General features: G+C 58.4%; 11 protein-coding genes. 5 read left to right on the forward strand and 6 right to left on the reverse strand.

Annotation, left to right across the window (positions count from 1 at the left end):
* Nucleotides 1–256 precede the first annotated feature (256 nt).
* The 4 genes from KUV22_RS13050 to KUV22_RS13065 all read left to right on the forward strand — a co-directional run bounded on the left by KUV22_RS13050 (nucleotide 257) and on the right by KUV22_RS13065 (nucleotide 6,435).
* Nucleotides 257–1,726 carry a leucyl aminopeptidase gene (locus KUV22_RS13050; RefSeq protein ID WP_222231807.1) on the forward strand — a complete coding sequence of 490 codons (1,470 nt, stop codon included), beginning with the start codon at nucleotides 257–259 and terminating at the stop codon, nucleotides 1,724–1,726.
* A gap of 338 nt (nucleotides 1,727–2,064) precedes the next feature.
* The gene (locus tag KUV22_RS13055) at nucleotides 2,065–2,490 is read left to right on the forward strand and encodes a DNA polymerase III subunit chi (RefSeq protein WP_222231809.1); all 426 of its coding nucleotides are present in this window, start codon (nucleotides 2,065–2,067) and stop codon (nucleotides 2,488–2,490) included.
* A gap of 21 nt (nucleotides 2,491–2,511) precedes the next feature.
* Nucleotides 2,512–3,519: a hypothetical protein gene (locus KUV22_RS13060; protein ID WP_222231811.1), complete on the forward strand. Its 1,008-nt coding sequence runs from the start codon at nucleotides 2,512–2,514 to the stop codon at nucleotides 3,517–3,519.
* A gap of 144 nt (nucleotides 3,520–3,663) precedes the next feature.
* Entirely contained in the window at nucleotides 3,664–6,435 is a 2,772-nt protein-coding gene (locus KUV22_RS13065; RefSeq protein ID WP_222231812.1) for a valine--tRNA ligase, read from the forward strand.
* 108 nt (nucleotides 6,436–6,543) lie between these two features.
* On the opposite strand, the gene KUV22_RS13070 is transcribed toward KUV22_RS13065, so the two are convergent.
* From KUV22_RS13070 to KUV22_RS13095, 6 genes are all read right to left on the reverse strand, one after another.
* A complete protein-coding gene (locus KUV22_RS13070; protein WP_222231815.1) occupies nucleotides 6,544–7,530 on the reverse strand; it encodes an alpha-L-glutamate ligase-like protein in 987 nt (328 codons plus the stop codon).
* Complete coding sequence (locus KUV22_RS13075) at nucleotides 7,530–9,062, reverse strand: inactive transglutaminase family protein (RefSeq protein ID WP_222231817.1); 1,533 nt, start codon at nucleotides 9,060–9,062, stop codon at nucleotides 7,530–7,532. The genes KUV22_RS13070 and KUV22_RS13075 overlap by 1 nt, the downstream gene beginning before the upstream one ends.
* A 115-nt stretch (nucleotides 9,063–9,177) precedes the next feature.
* Nucleotides 9,178–9,876 carry an ATP-dependent zinc protease family protein gene (locus KUV22_RS13080; RefSeq protein WP_222231818.1) on the reverse strand — a complete coding sequence of 233 codons (699 nt, stop codon included), beginning with the start codon at nucleotides 9,874–9,876 and terminating at the stop codon, nucleotides 9,178–9,180.
* Between the two features lie 277 nt (nucleotides 9,877–10,153).
* Entirely contained in the window at nucleotides 10,154–10,480 is a 327-nt protein-coding gene (locus KUV22_RS13085) for a YqcC family protein (protein WP_222231820.1), read from the reverse strand.
* A 13-nt stretch (nucleotides 10,481–10,493) separates the two neighbouring features.
* Complete coding sequence (gene dinG / locus KUV22_RS13090) at nucleotides 10,494–12,659, reverse strand: ATP-dependent DNA helicase DinG (protein ID WP_222231822.1); 2,166 nt, start codon at nucleotides 12,657–12,659, stop codon at nucleotides 10,494–10,496.
* Between the two features lie 129 nt (nucleotides 12,660–12,788).
* Nucleotides 12,789–13,964 carry a 1-acyl-sn-glycerol-3-phosphate acyltransferase gene (locus KUV22_RS13095; protein WP_222231824.1) on the reverse strand — a complete coding sequence of 392 codons (1,176 nt, stop codon included), beginning with the start codon at nucleotides 13,962–13,964 and terminating at the stop codon, nucleotides 12,789–12,791.
* Between the two features lie 370 nt (nucleotides 13,965–14,334).
* Between KUV22_RS13095 and nhaC the strand changes: the two genes are divergently transcribed.
* Nucleotides 14,335–15,825: a Na+/H+ antiporter NhaC gene (nhaC, locus tag KUV22_RS13100; protein WP_222231826.1), complete on the forward strand. Its 1,491-nt coding sequence runs from the start codon at nucleotides 14,335–14,337 to the stop codon at nucleotides 15,823–15,825.

Raw genomic sequence — 15,825 nt, forward strand, 5'->3', positions numbered from 1 at the left:
TGAAATGCGATTCCGGTTTATCGGCATCGGCGAGTGTCAGAATAGGACACCTGTTCAGAGGTTCCCGAGCAAATCGATCCTTCTCGGGTTAAACTTGTGCGGCGCATTATCACCAAAAAGCCCGGCAATGTCTCGGCCCATCAGCCAATCTCTGGCCCACTGACAGCAAGACACCCCCGAGCCTGTAATAAATAGCTCGAAGTATTCGTCTGTACATAAGCCGCGGCAGGCAAAAATTCATAAAGGAAACGATTACATGCAGTTTACCGCCAAGGTCACCGATATTCTCAAACAGCGCAGTGCCTGCGCGATTCTCGCCGTCGACAACAAGAACCGTCTCACCGAAAGCGGCAGCGCACTGGACAAGGCAAATGGCGGCCTTTTGAGCAAAATCCTGAAACGCGGCGATCTGGGCAGTGCTGCGGGCAGCACTCTGATGGTCCCGACCGTGGAAGGTGGCGCCGAGCGCGTAGTACTGGTGCGCACCCCGAAGCCCCCTGTTTCCCAGGCGGAATTCCGCAAAGTGGCCAACAGCAGCGCCACGGCCGTTAAATCCCTCAAAGACGCCTCCTCTTACCTGGCCGAAGTGTCAGTAAAAGACGCCGACGTCACCTGGCAGGCCGCGCAAATCGCACTCGCCGCTGGCCTTGCCAGCTACAAATTCACCCGCTGCCACAGCGATGCCAAGCCAAACCCACTGGCGAAGTTCACCGTGCATGCATCGGACAAGAAGCAGTTGAAAGCGGTGCAAAAAGGTGTGGAGCTCGGCGGTGGCCAGGCGCTCGGCAGCAATGTCGCGCGCGAACTGGGTAACCTCCCCGGCAATATCTGTACCCCGAGCTATCTGGTGGGCGAAGCCAAGGCGCTGGCGAAAAAACATGCAAAACTGTCCACCACTGTGCTGGACAACAAGAAGATGGAATCCCTGGGCATGGGCTCCTTCATGAGCGTTGCCAAGGGCAGTGACGAGCCGGCGGCGATGATTGCCATGAACTACAAGGGCGGCAAAGCCGGCCAGAAGCCGATCGTGCTGGTGGGTAAAGGCATCACCTTCGATACCGGCGGTATCAGCCTGAAGCCGGGCGCAGCCATGGACGAAATGAAGTTCGACATGTGCGGCGCGGCCAGCGTGTTCGGCGTAATGAATGCACTGGTTGAAATGAACGCACCGGTGAACGTGGTTGGTGTTGTTGCTGCTGCCGAAAATATGCCCAGCGGTCGTGCCAGCAAGCCCGGCGATATCGTGACCTCCATGAGCGGCAAAACCATCGAGATCCTCAACACCGATGCGGAAGGCCGACTGGTACTGTGTGACGCACTGACCTGGGCGGGCAAATTCAAGCCCAGTGTGGTGATCGACGTGGCCACCCTGACCGGCGCCTGTGTAATCGCCCTTGGCCATCATGCCACTGGCCTGTACGCCAACCAGGACAAGCTTGCTAACGACCTAATCGCCGCCGGTGAGACCAGTGGTGACCGCGCCTGGCGCATGCCGTTGTGGGACGAGTACCAGCCCATGCTGAACTCCAACTTTGCTGATATGCAAAATATTGGTGGTCGGGAGGCCGGCTCCGTAACGGCAGCGTGTTTCCTGGCCCGCTTTGCCGAAGACTACAACTGGGCGCACCTGGATATCGCAGGTAGTGCGTGGAAGTCCGGCGCCGCGAAAGGTGCAACCGGCCGTCCAGTACCGCTGCTGCTGCAATACATCCTGAACAAAAAGTAAACAACCCCAAAAACGAAGCTCTAAATATGGGCTAAGGCCCTGCCACCGGTAACGGTTCGCAGGACCTTCCGCGAGAGGGACCTCGCGGAAGAGCCCCCAGGGATGGGTTCACGGCGTGTCCTGTGAACCGTTACCGGTGGTAGGGCCGCCACAGCGGTTAGATTAACCCTCTGAATCGAGGGGCGTGGCGGTGCCACTACCGGGGACAGCTGTGCGAGACACGCCGTGAACCCATCCATGGGGGCTCTTCTAAAACATCCCTGTTTTAGAAGGTCTCGCACAGCTGCCCCCGGTAGCGTCACCTTCGCAAATAGCTGAAGTAGCTCTTTTCAACCATCATGACCCGAATAGATTTTTACGTATTGGCTTCTGAGAATCCCGATGAGATTCAGAACTTTGCCTGTCGTCTCGCAGAAAAAGCGTTCCGCAATGGCCTCAAGGTACTGATCGCTGTGGATAACGGCGAGCAAGCCAAGCAACTGGACGAGCTGCTGTGGACATTTCGTGAGGACAGCTTTCTGCCGCACGCGCCCCAGAACCTCGACCAGCAGGCCGCGATTGAGGTCAACAGCGGCGAAGATCCCGGCCAACATCACGGCCTACTGATCAACCTGTGTGCGGATATCCCCGGCTGGTTCAGCCGATTCGACCGGCTAGCCGAGATTGTCTGCCAGCATCCCGACTCCCTGGCACGGTCAAGAACTCGATACAGTCACTTCCGCGACCGCGGATATCCGTTACAATCCCATAAAATTGGCAACTGATCAGAACCCGAACCTAATTCCATGTCCGGCCGCAAAAAAAACAGAAAGCACCGCCACGGCCAGCCGCCGCACGAACTGCTGAACGAGCTGAGTTCGCTGCACGAGCTGCTGGGCAGTGACATGGAAGCGGATATTCCCCTGCTGGATCAGGTAGCCGCCCCCACTTCCGCTGGCAACACCGCGAAGCCCCAGCAAACCGCTCCTGCCAAACCCGCAGCGGCAGCCCGCGCACCCAAGGCTCAGCCACGCCCGCTGGAAGAGGCGGACCTGCCGATTCTGTTCAGCCCGATCGACGAAGAATTGGACGATGAATACGCTCCGATACTGAGTGATGCAGACCGTGAACTACTGCGCCCTCTGCAAGACCTTCCACGCGCAGCGTCGAGCAATGCTATTCAGCCAGAGACGGCAAAAGAAAAGAGCACGGAGCCTCTGCCACCGAAAGACGCTGAGGCGCATGCGGACAACAAGTCCATAGCACGTGAAGAGTTCCAACCAGGCCTGTTCGACACCCCGCAAAAACGCACGAAGCACGCGGCAAACCCGGCACGCCAAAAGTCCGAGCCAGTACCTGAGCCTGCCGAGAAGCGCGCACCGGCTTCAGCTGGTGCCCCTGTGATCGAGCCGGACAACCAAGCCGATAACGCAAAACCAGCCCAGGACAAAGCACAGGCCAGTAAGACTAAGCCTGCCTCTCAAGGAACTGGCGTTGAGAACCCATTCTTGCCAGCACATATTCGTGCGCGCCTCACCGGCGGGCGGGTACCGCGGCCAGAGAACCAGGCCCTCTCCTCCCCCAAAGCAGAGGCCGCCACATCAGACGCACAAGCTGCCGCAGTGCAGCTAGAGCATGAATCACCTGCCGCCGCGGAGCCTCCAGCCGCAGAAGGCAGCAGTGAGCCAAAAGAACCCAGTGCACGGGAAAAGTTGATCGAGCAGCTTATGGCCGAGCAGCTTCCGGAACTGGAGCGGCAGCTACGCGCAAATATCACGGCCCTGGTAGACGAGATCTACCCGGAGCAGGATTAAGCGGCCCCCAAAGCACGCACAAGATTTGCCCCTCCTCGGCCCAGCGGTATAATTCCGCCCCTTTTTCTCTATTCTCTAATTTTAATGGCCCGGGAAATTGTGACCCGGCAGCCAGCCCATACAACGCAAGGTATTCCCCCGCGCATGGACAAGACATACCAGCCCAACGCCATCGAACAACAGTGGTACAAAACCTGGGAAGAAAACGACTACTTCAAGCCTTCCGGTAATACCGAAGCCACCCCCTACAGCATCATGATTCCGCCGCCGAACGTCACCGGCAGCCTGCACATGGGCCACGGCTTCCAGGAATCCATCATGGACGCGCTGATTCGCTACCACCGTATGAAGGGCGACAACACCCTGTGGCAAGTGGGTACCGACCACGCCGGTATCGCCACCCAGATGGTGGTGGAACGCCTGCTGGCCGCCGATGGCAAGAATCGCCATGAGCTGGGCCGCGACAAGTTCATTGAGAAAGTGTGGGAATGGAAGGAAGAATCCGGCGGCAACATCACGCGTCAGCTGCGTCGCCTGGGCGCCAGCCCGGACTGGTCCCGCGAACGTTTCACCATGGACGACGGTTTCTACAAAGCGGTGCAGGAAGTCTTCATTCGCCTGTACGAAGACGATCTGATTTACCGCGGCAAGCGTCTGGTGAACTGGGATCCGAAACTGCACACCGCGATTTCCGACCTGGAAGTGCTGAACGAAGAAGAACAAGGCAGCCTGTGGCATTTCCGCTACCCGCTGTCTGACGGTTCCGGCCACCTTGTGGTTGCCACTACTCGTCCGGAAACCATGCTGGGTGATACCGCCGTCGCCGTGCACCCGGAAGACGAACGTTACAAGCACCTGATCGGCAAAACCATCAAGCTGCCGCTGGCGGATCGTGAGATCCCGATCATCGCCGACGACTATGTCGATCTGGAGTTCGGTACCGGCTGCGTGAAGATCACCCCGGCCCACGACTTCAACGACTATGAGATGGGCCAGCGCCACGATCTGGAAATGATCAACATCCTCGACCAGGACGCCAACCTCAACGACAACGTGCCGGAGAAATACCGCGGCATGGAGCGTTTTGCTGCACGCACGCAGGTGGTCGATGACTTGGACGCGTTGGGCCTGCTGGAGAAAATCGAACCGCACACATTGAAGGTTCCGCGCGGCGACCGCAGTGGCGTAGTCATTGAGCCGTGGCTCACCGACCAGTGGTATGTAAAAACCCAGCCGCTGGCGGATGAGGCTATCAAGGTTGTCGAAGACGGCCGCGTTGAATTCGTGCCGAAAAACTACGAGAACATGTACTTCTCCTGGATGCGCGACATTCAGGACTGGTGTATTTCCCGTCAGCTGTGGTGGGGTCACCGTATCCCCGCATGGTACGACAACGACGGCAAGGTATACGTTGGCCGCAGTGAAGAAGACGTGCGTGAAAAGCACAACCTCGGCGACATCGAGCTGCGCCAGGACGACGATGTGCTCGATACCTGGTTCTCCTCGGGCCTGTGGACCTTCGGCACCCTGGGCTGGCCGGAAGAAACACCGGAACTGGAAATGTTCCACCCCACCAGCGTGCTGGTAACCGGCTTCGACATCATCTTCTTCTGGGTTGCGCGCATGATGATGCTGACCCTCTACTTCAAGAAGGAAGTGCCATTTAAAACCGTATACGTGCACGGCCTGGTACGTGACGGCCAGGGCCAGAAGATGTCCAAATCCAAGGGCAATGTACTGGACCCGATCGATCTGATCGACGGTATCGACCTGGAAAGCCTGGTGACCAAACGCACCGCGGGCATGCAGGTGCCGCGCCTGCGCGAGAAAATCGAAAAGCAGACCCGCAAGGAATTCCCGGAAGGCCTCGCCGCCTACGGTACCGATGCCCTGCGTTACACCTATTACTCGCTGGCCTCTACCGGCCGCGACATTAAGTTTGATGTAGGCCGTATCGAAGGCTTCCGCAACTTCTGTAACAAGATCTGGAATGCGTCCCGTTATGTTTTGCAAAACTGCGACGGCCACGACTGCGGGCAGGACAGCAGCGAAGACTTCGAACTGAGCATCGCCGACCGCTGGATTATTTCTCAGCTACAGCGCACCGAAATTGCAGTCAAGGAAGCCATCGAAAGCTACCGCTTTGACCTGGCCTCCCAGGCGCTGTACGACTTCGTGTGGAGCGAGTACTGCAGCTGGTACCTGGAGCTTTCCAAGCCGGTACTGTGGGACGACAACGCCAGCGACGCAGTGAAAAAAGGTACCCGCCGCACACTAATCCGCGTGCTGGAAACCATCCTGCGCATGGCGCACCCGCTGATGCCGTACATCACTGAAGAAATCTGGCAGCGCGCTAAAGAGCTGGCGGGCAAGGCCGGCGACACCATCATGTTGCAGCCCTACCCGGAAGCCAACGAGCACCGCATCGACGAAAATGCCGAAGCGGCGATCGCCTGGTTGAAAGGTGTGATCGAAGGCGTACGTAATATTCGCGGTGAAATGAACATTTCCCCGGCGAAGAAAATCCCGCTGATCCTGCGCAACGGTTCCGAACGCGACGAAGAACTGCTGAAGCAGACCCGCAGCCTGCTGACCAAGCTGGCAAGCCTGGAATCCATCGAATCTCTGGAAGCCGGTGCGGAAGCGCCAGCCTCCTCCACTGCACTGGTGGGCGAGCTGGAGCTGCTGGTACCAATGGCAGGACTGATCGATGTGGAAGCGGAAAGCGCGCGGGTTCAGAAGGAACTCGACAAGCTGGACAAGGACCTCGCCAGTGTTGCCGGCAAGCTGAAAAACCCGAACTTTGTGAATAAGGCACCGGAAGCGGTGGTGAACAAGGAAAAGGAAAGACTGGCCGATCTGGAAAGCGCGCGCACGCGCTTTGCGGAACAGCTGGAGTCTCTGAAGAACCTGTAACATTCCCGGTTCTTCAGAACAAAAAAGGCGAGCTTCTAGCTCGCCTTTTTTATGCACTCATTTAAATTTACTAGATGAGCCGATTCGGTTTCTCAACCGTTTAGTCAATTATCCCATCGGCTCGGCCGCGAAATAATCCATCGAGTAGGCCACTCGCTCATCCACGCCCTTTTCCAACTGCTCAAGATCCATCTTCTCGATATGCTCCAGGCGCGTGCGCAGACCAACACCATTGGCGATCTGGATCGCGAGGCCGGGGCGCGCATTGGCTTCCAGCAACAGCGGCCCACGCCGGCGGTCCAGCACAATGTCGCAGCCGAGATACCCGAGACCGGTCATCTCATAACAACTGGCCGCAAGTCGCACCAACTCCTTCCAGTCCGGCACTTCCAGGTCCGAAAAACGCATTTCCGTGTCCGGGTGCTGGTCGATTCGAACACCGTGCTGCACCGCATGGCAGGATTTACCCGTTGCCAGATCCACCCCCACGCCCACGGCGCCCTGGTGCAGGTTCGCCTTGCCATCGGAAACGTGCGTAGAGCAACGCAGCATGGCCATAACCGGATAACCGCGAAACACAATCACGCGGATATCCGGCACGCCCTCATAGGAATACTTGTCGAACACCGGATCGAAATCCACCAGCGCCTCGATCATCACCCGGTCCGGCTTACCGCCCAAGCTGTACAGGCCACTGTGGATATTGCTCACGTGACGCTGAATATCCAGCGCGGTAACTTTGGCTCCCGAGGGCTTTAAATAGTCGTCGCCGTCGCGCCCGACAATCACCAGAATACCCTTGCCACCAGAGCCCCGCGCCGGTTTGATCACAAACTTGTCCAGCGGCTCGATCACCCCCATTACCCTTCTGCGGCTTGGCTGTGTTTCAAACGCAGCAATCAATTCCGGCACGGGAATGCGGTAACGCTTTGCCTGGCGCTTGGTATTGAGCTTGTCATCGACGATCGGGTATTTGTCGCGGTCATTGTAGCGCGCAATGTAATTTACATTGCGCGCATTCATGCCAAGCACGCCACGCCGATTCAGCGCGAAGGGCGAGACCAGTCCACCGCGGAACAGATAGGACAGATGCATTAGCGCACCAGCTGGCGGAAGCGCGCCAGTTCAGCCAGCCTGAAACCGGTGTAGTTACCGACGATCATAATCACGCCCAGCAGTACCAGCAGCAGTTCAGGGAAGTTAAACGTCCAGTGCTCGATATAGCGGTTGGTCATCACCCACCAGGCAATCACCGCCACCAGCAGACTGCCACCCGCCTGAATCAGAACCTCGTAAGGGCCATCTTCCTCCCACACAATCGACATCCGCTCGATGGTCCAGGCCAGAATAATCATCGGGAAGAAGGTGACCGTCAGCGCCTGCTCAATGCCCAGCTTGTAACTGATCACACTGATTGCGCCCATCAGGATCACCACCGTCACCACGACGGCGGCGATCCTCGCCACAAGGAGCAAATTCAACCGACTTAAATAGAAGCGAATCCACAGGCCGAGGATCAGGATCAGGACGAAAATCGACAGGCCGGTAAGTAACTGGGTTTCAATAAACGCAATCGCCAGCAGTACCGGCATAAAGGTACCGGAGGTACGCAGGCCGACAAATACCCGCAGTAGCACTACCACCAATGCGCCAACCGGCACCAGCAGAATCAGCTTGAAGATACTCTGCTGCTCGATAGGCAGGCTGTAAATGGAGAAATCCACCAGGGCTTCTTTTTCCTGGCTGGTACTCAACATGGCAACGTCCCGCGCGGGCACGTCGTTGGAGATAACCGAGAAGGTCACACGAGAGTTATAACCGCCTTCAACGTCCAGCAGGCTCTTGCCCCCGCGCTGCCAGATAAAGAAGTTCTTCGGCACACCCGGCGACCCTGTCTGCGGCTCAAACACCACCCAGCGCGTGCCGTCGTATATCTCCAGCAGATCTTCCGGGGACATGCGTCGGCGGTCATCTTCCAGATAGAGGCCGCGAATACGATGCGCAGGAACATCTGCAGCCGCTAGGACCAAAAGTGCCACATCGACAAAAGAGCGATCTTTGTAGTAGCCGAAAATCATGTTGCCGTCCTGGTTGCGGCGGTCAGCCAGGGCGGTCAGCAGTTCGGTGGTAAAGGTTTGCGTGTCGGAAGAACGCTGGCGGGCCGTGTCTACCAGCGAGTAAATCGCCTGGCGTACCGCCTCCTGTTCGCGAGCAGCCAACAGTGGCTTCACCACTTTGGTGCTCATATCCAGGGGCTGTTCCAGTGCCGCGCCCGGTGTCTGGTGTACATCGAGCTGATAGAAGAGAGACTGGGGGCCACTGGCCTCGCGCTTGGCCCAGACCGCGCGATACTCGTCGTCTTCCTGAATGATATTGAAACCGTAGCCGGAAGAGCTGAAGGTTTCCCCCAGCACTTCCATATTGCGCTGTTCCCTTGGCAGGGTGAGCGCGGCCTTGGCCGGGCCGCCGTCTGCGGTAAACCCTACCTTGGCCTCAATGGTCCAGACGGTGCGGTATTCACCAGGCAGCAGCGGAAAGCCCAGTTCGACGTTTTTATAGATAGTAAGGCCGGCGCCCATCAATGTGAGCAGCGCAGCCAGAATATAGACCTGAGCCCGTGGCGACATTCGCCATTCCCCGTATCAAGATAATTTGCAGAATTTAGCGGCGTATTCTGCCGAATGCCATTAATTCTGCCATTAAACGCGACACATTTATCGGGATTAGTGTGATTCCCTTGGGCTATTTACTGACGATTGGCAGTTGACCGTTGCCCTGAACAAACTTGCGGCTCACATCAACTACGGCGGAATCCTTGAGGAAGTTGCGCCCTACCTGCAGCGGGAAGTCAAAATCACCGCGCTGCACCAGGTTCACCTCGACCATGTGGGTAACATCACCAATGGTAAGGCTCATATTCACAATCGGGCGGCGCTGGCGATCAAAGCCCGGGCGCGCTACGCGCACGTGCCGCTCGATGGGCAGCTCAATTTTTGCCGCCTCGGTCTCTTCGCCATTGGACACGTTAAAGCGCACCCAGTCACTGCCATCCCGCTCAAACCGTGTGAGTTCCTCGACATGGAGAGAGCTGGTGGCCACGCCAGTATCGATTTGCGCCTTTAAACGCAAATCACCGGGCTCAACCGTCGCGTACTCCTGTGAACCAAGCACCAATTTGTCTTTGGCCACCGGTACTTCCACGATGGTCTCGAACTTGCGCTCGATCACTCGCTCAACCACTTTGACTTCAGGCTCGGCACACACCACGGCCTGGACCGGTGGGCACTGGCCAGGTAGGGCTGCCGCATCAGCGGCTGACGGGGTGTCTTCGAATACATTCACTGTCTCCGGCGCAGCAGCCGGCGCGCGGGAATACAGCGATTCGCAGCCGACGAGCACCTGGCTCATCAGCAAAAGGGAAATTAAGGGCAAAAACCGCATCTGCTTTATTACTACCTTAGGGCGCGCATGACGGCCCTGTGTACTGTTATTAAGTAATCCTGGCGGTATGTGATCGGGAGGGCTCCTTGCTACCCGATTTTTGCAAAGTCCGGATACTACCTTATCCACTTAACATCTGCACAGCACCGATACCCACGCTTTTCGGGAGTGGGTATCGCGGTGAGATGCACTGATGCGATGGCAGAAATATCAACATAGGTGACAGCCGGACCAGAATGGTACCAATTGGTCACAATGAATCAAACGACAAACAACGTCAACCCTGCGCCAATCGCTCGTCAATTTCCGTCAGTTTTGCCACCAGTGCAGGCCCCTGTAGACTGCCCCCACGAAAATACTCTTCTGCCATCGGCGCAATACCGCATTTCTCAGGTAAAGGCTGTTCCAGCTCCACCAAGTGACTCATACGCGGCAAAAATACAAACTGCAGCCACTGGGGAAAGGTCAGGGTATCCACACAGAACGGCTGGGTGCTCGCCAGTGCCTCGGGGCTAGGTGGGGTTTCATCCCACAACTCGAGGAGCCGCAGTTCCGCTTCCAGTTCCAACAACAGCGTAGCAATATCCGGGTAGATGGACTTCATATCGGGTAAATCGTCAGTTAATAGCGCGCCGGAACGGCGGTAATGAATCCAGCATGGCACGGCCATAGCGCTTCGTCACGATACGACGGTCCAAAAGCGAGATAGTTCCTTCATCCTGCTCGGTACGCAGTAGGCGACCGCAGGCCTGTACCAGTTTGAGCGCGGCATCCGGTACGGTGATCTGCATAAACGGGTTACCGCCCTTGGCCTCAATCCATTCGGCAAGCGCCGCTTCGATAGGATCATCGGGCACCGCAAACGGCAACTTGGCGATAATCACATGCCGGCAATAATTGCCCGGCAAATCGAGGCCCTCAGCAAAACTGGCGAGACCAAACAGCACACTGCGCCCGCCCTTGTCGACGCTCTTCTTGTGACTGTCCAGCAGCTGCTGGCGGGACTGCTGCCCCTGCATCAGAATCCGATTGCGCCAGGTTCCGGGCAGCGATTCGTAGACCGTCTCCATTTGCCTGCGCGAAGCGAATAGCACCAGAGAGCCGCCCTCTTCCCCGTGGGTATCCAGCAGCTCCGGCAGCGCTTCGATCACCGCGCTGGTGTGCAGATCTGCATTATTCGCTTCCACCGCATCTTTGGGCACGCTCAACTCCGCGCGGGAGAAATCAAACGGGCTTGGCACAACCTCATAACTGGCATTATCCGGGGTACCGGCACGCATTTTCAGGCGATCGAAGCGCCCCAGTGCGGTCAATGTGGCAGATGTGAGTACGGCACCGTAACAGCGCCGCCACAGACTGTATTCCAGGGTCTTGCCCGCAAGAATAGGCGAGCTGCACACCTCAAAATCAAACGAGCCTCCCCAGTCCACCAGGGTTACCCAACGGGCCTGCGGCACCGCCCCCTGATCCTCTCGGGAATAGTTGGCCCAGAGTTCGAGGTTGGCCTCGGCGCGGCCATGCCACCCCCCCAGAATCGGGTACCACCGCTCCAGATCGACAATCGGCACCGGGCTGTGGGCGTCTTCCATCATGCGCTGGGCGGACTGCACCATTTTGCCCAGCAGGGCCTCCATCTCATCGAAGTCCTCGCGCAGCTGATCGGCAAGCTGCATCATGGATTCCGGCACCACACCGCCCTCGAAGCGGAAGCGGGCGCTGCGCGATTGCTGATTGCCGCCGCGGCCGCGCTCTTCCTCGAACTCGCACAGGTCTTCGATCAGCGGCCAGGCCATCTCGAGCTTTTGTTTGGCGGAGGTAAACAGTGCGGGCAGCTCTTCGCCGGCGCGGTCCAGCTCGGCACCATCGCCAATTTCCCCCAGCATCTGACTGAGGTTTTTATTCGCCTGATCCAGCCAGCCGGTGGTCGCACCGACGCGGCTGTGGTGGGCAAAGTGGTTCAGGGCCTTATCCGGCAGGTGATGGGCCTCGTCCAGCACATAAATGGTTTCTTCCGGCGGTGGCAGAATGGCCCCGCCACCGAGTGCCAGGTCAGCCAGCAGCAAATCGTGATTCGCCACGATCACGCGGCTTTTGCCCAGGCTTTCGCGGGCGCGGAAGAAGCTACAGCTGCTCACATGCGGGCAGCGACGACCACTGCACTGCCGGTGATCGGTGGTAACCCGGCTCCAATCTTCGCCTTCCAGGGTGTCTTTCCAATTATCGCGATCGCCATCCCAGCGCCCGCTGGCCAATTCGTCGGCCATTTCCCGGTACAGCTTGACCCCAGCCTCATCCACTTGCGGCTTCTCGTCTTCATACAGGGCGAGGGAGCCTCCCACACCGCTGGAGGTGAGTTCGGTCAGGAGCTGATCGAGTTTGGAAAGGCACAGGTAACGGCCGCGTCCCTTGGCGAGGGCGACATCAAACTTGAGACCGGAGTGACGCACCAGCTCCGGCAGGTCCTTGAGGATAATCTGCTCCTGCAGGGCCACGGTCGCGGTGGAGACCACCAGGGTTTTGTCGTGGGCGATTGCCATGGGGATGGCCGCCAGCAGGTAGGAAACGGTTTTACCGGTACCGGTACCGGCTTCTACCACACAGATGTGCTCACCGTCGGTCTTGCCGTGGTCGCGCTCGCCGGCGCCATTGCGTTGAATGCCGCCAAGGGCACGGGCGATGGCTGCAATCATCAGTTTCTGGCCATAGCGGGCTTTGAGCTCGCGGCCATTGAGGAACTGACGGTAGGCGTTTTGGATGGATTCTTTGTCTTTATCGCTGAGCACTGGGGACCGGCTGAATTTGCACTGGGGCTGTATTTACACAGGGGTTATATCAGCCGGCCATTATCCACGCTTGCTCAGTCTTGCGCCATTGTGGCGTGAGATTAGTGGCGTGAGATTAGTGGCGTGCGATTACTGTTCGAACGCGAGGCGCGATACCACGGGATTGGCGTAGCCCAGAATGGCCTTGTCACGCCAGCGCTCATCAATCCGCGCCATACGCTGTTCGAACTTCTCCCGGATTTCCTGGTGCTCTTCGGGATTCCAGGGCTTGGGCGGGTAGCCCACGGGCAGCGCGGGCGCCTCACCATAGATCTTTTCGTAGGCGATCATATTGGTGGGGTGCAGCACATAGTTACCGATGATCTGGCGATCAATCTCGTCCGCGAGGGCGCCGACATCGTTGAAATCGCCTTCAATCGGGGTACCGAATGCCGCGTGGATGTGCCCCTTCTGGCCCACCACACCCTTGGCAATACTGCCCAGGTCCTCGTGGGCCTGCTTCTGGTACTCGTCCTTGTGTTCCTTGATGTAGAGTTCGCGCGCCTTGTGGCGGTCGCAGGGATCCCACTCGTAGGAAATCGCCAGCGGGACAATGTGCAGCTCGCGCCAGAAGTCCGCGAAAGGCTGATCCTTTGGCTTCGCCATGGCAAACATGGCCGCCAGCGCGGGGTTGGTGCGGTCCAGCCCATCTTTAGCCCGGCCCGCGCGCTGGGCGATCCAGACATGCTCGTTATCGTTGACGATCGAGTGATGGATGTATTTGGAGAGTTTGGTCGCTGCCATCAGCTTCTCACGACGGCTGCCGGAGCTGCGCTTCACCACGAAACACTTATTGAGCTTCATGATATCGGTGGCAAATTGCTTGGACAGCAGGTTGTCACCAATCGCGATACGGGAAGTCTCGTGCCCTTCCTTGTACATGGACAGAATTGCCAGCGCCGGGTCCATGGCGATATCCCGGTGGTTGCCCACGAACAGGCAGGCGCGGTTGCGCGGCAGGGTGTCGAGCCCGGAGATCGAAAGGCCGCAGCTGGTGCGATTGACCGCCTTGTCCAGGTACTTGGCAATGACTTCCTGCACGCCGCGGACATTCTTGGCATTGCGGAACTCGAAGCGCACCAGCTGGCGCACCATCCACGCAAGCGGACGCTCCAGCTTGCTAGCAGCGCCGGGAAGCAGGAAGTGCGCGACCACCCGCGACATTTCCGGGTCTTCTACCAGGCGGCGCAGGACCGCGCGCACCTCGTCATCCCGGTAAGGGCGGATGTCATCGAACTGACTGGGATCAATATTTCTCGCATTCATGGACTAGTGCTACCTGCCAACTTCAGCGCGCCGAGGGTTCGCGCCCGCCGCGCTCTGGCTCATTCTTATTGTGGCCCAGCGTACACTGACTGATCGAAAACCAGGTGAATTGCCGGGCGAAACCGGCGCAGAACATACCGGAAGCGGCCGCGAACTGCCAGCGCCAACCCCGACCCGGGAGTAACACTGGCCGATTCGCCCACCTGTGCGGCGCCACAGCCATCCCCCAAACTCCTCGCGGCGCCCCTTACCCCGCTCTAGACATATCCGGACCCGGCCACGAGAATAGGCCGCTTTATAACAAGAAACTGACCAGGCTGCCGGCCACAAGCGGGCAAGCCAAGTTGCTGTCAGCCACTAGGAGTTCACTTTGAGTCACACCATTTCCAGCGAGTCTCCGCAAGACTCTCGCAACCCCAGTCTGCTGGATGCGCTGATCCCCCTCCTGATCCTCATTGGCCTGCTTTCGCTTTCCGTGTACTTCTATGGTGCCGACTCCTCTTACGGCCCGAACCAGATTGCCCTGCTGCTATGTGCCGGCGTTGCTGCCCTGGTAGGGATGAAGAACGGCTTCACCTGGAAAGAAATGGAAGGCGGCATGCTGCACGGCATGAGCCTGGTATTCGGCGCCATCCTGATCCTGCTCGCGGTCGGTGCGCTGATCGGTAGCTGGATTCTCGCTGGTACCGTGCCCTCGATGATCTATTACGGGGTGCAGATGCTGTCCCCAGAATGGTTCTACGCCGCGAGCTGTGTGATCTGTGCGGTTGTCGGCCTCAGTATCGGCTCCAGCTGGACTACTGCCGGTACCCTGGGTGTGGCACTGATGGGAATCGCCGGCGCGCTTGGCCTTAACCCGGCCATTACCGCCGGTGCGGTAATCTCCGGCGCCTACTTCGGTGACAAGATGTCTCCCCTGTCGGACACTACCAACGTTGCCGCGGCGGTAACCTCGAACGACCTGTTCCTGCATATTCGCCACATGCTGTGGACAACCATCCCCGCGTTCACCATCGCCCTGATCGTCTTCGCGGCAATCGGCCTGATGGCTGACACCGGCCAGGCTTCTGCAGAAGATATCCAGCAACTGCTGGGCGCCCTGCAGGAAGAGTTCAGCATTTCCATCGTCAGCCTGCTGCCACTGGCACTTCTGCTGTTTATGGCGTGGCGAAGAATCCCGGCCTACCCGACCCTGATTATCGGCGCACTGGTGGGTTGTGTGATTGCCATGATTTTCGAACCCAACGCCACCCGCCAGCTGGCGGGCGGTGAAGGTCCATTAAGCCTGCTGAAAGGCGCGTGGCACAGTCTGTTCGATGGCTACAAGTCGACCTCCAGCAACGAAGCCGTGGCGTCACTGCTGTCCAAAGGCGGCATGAGCAGCATGCTAAACACCATCTGGCTGATTATCTCGGCAATGGCCTTTGGCGGTGTGATGGAGCGCGCAGGCTTCCTCGAGCGCATCGTGCGCTGGGCGCTTTCCGGAGTTAAAACCGTTGGCGGCCTGATCACCTCCACCGTATTTACCTGTTTCGGCATGAATGCGGCAGCCGGCGACCAGTACATGGCCATCATCATCCCCGGCCGTATGTTCCGCGAAGCCTTTGAAGGCAAGGGCCTGCACGGGTTGAACCTGTCTCGAACCTTGGAAGATTCAGGCACCATCACCTCGGTACTGATCCCCTGGAACACCTGTGGTGCCTACATGGCAGCCACACTGGGCGTTGCCACCTTCAGCTACGCGCCTTTCGCCCTGTTCAACATTCTGTGCCCGCTGCTGGCCATCGCTTACGGCTGGCTGCACTTTAAACAGATGCCGCTGGGCACCCAACAACCCCTGCAAGATGCAGAAAAGGCTTGA

It is taken from the genome of Microbulbifer agarilyticus, from assembly GCF_019800665.1.
Lineage (GTDB): Bacteria > Pseudomonadota > Gammaproteobacteria > Pseudomonadales > Cellvibrionaceae > Microbulbifer > Microbulbifer agarilyticus_C.

Bases quoted from the DNA above. Each gene is read 5' to 3' on its own strand.
- KUV22_RS13075 (WP_222231817.1), bottom strand. From the start codon at position 9,062: ATGTCGCCACGGGCTCAGGTCTATATTCTGGCTGCGCTGCTCACATTG.
- KUV22_RS13065 (WP_222231812.1), top strand. From the start codon at position 3,664: ATGGACAAGACATACCAGCCCAACGCCATCGAACAACAGTGGTACAAA.
- KUV22_RS13060 (WP_222231811.1), top strand. From the start codon at position 2,512: ATGTCCGGCCGCAAAAAAAACAGAAAGCACCGCCACGGCCAGCCGCCG.
- KUV22_RS13055 (WP_222231809.1), top strand. From the start codon at position 2,065: ATGACCCGAATAGATTTTTACGTATTGGCTTCTGAGAATCCCGATGAG.
- KUV22_RS13070 (WP_222231815.1), bottom strand. From the start codon at position 7,530: ATGCATCTGTCCTATCTGTTCCGCGGTGGACTGGTCTCGCCCTTCGCG.
- KUV22_RS13080 (WP_222231818.1), bottom strand. From the start codon at position 9,876: ATGCGGTTTTTGCCCTTAATTTCCCTTTTGCTGATGAGCCAGGTGCTC.
- KUV22_RS13085 (WP_222231820.1), bottom strand. From the start codon at position 10,480: ATGAAGTCCATCTACCCGGATATTGCTACGCTGTTGTTGGAACTGGAA.
- KUV22_RS13095 (WP_222231824.1), bottom strand. From the start codon at position 13,964: ATGAATGCGAGAAATATTGATCCCAGTCAGTTCGATGACATCCGCCCT.
- KUV22_RS13050 (WP_222231807.1), top strand. From the start codon at position 257: ATGCAGTTTACCGCCAAGGTCACCGATATTCTCAAACAGCGCAGTGCC.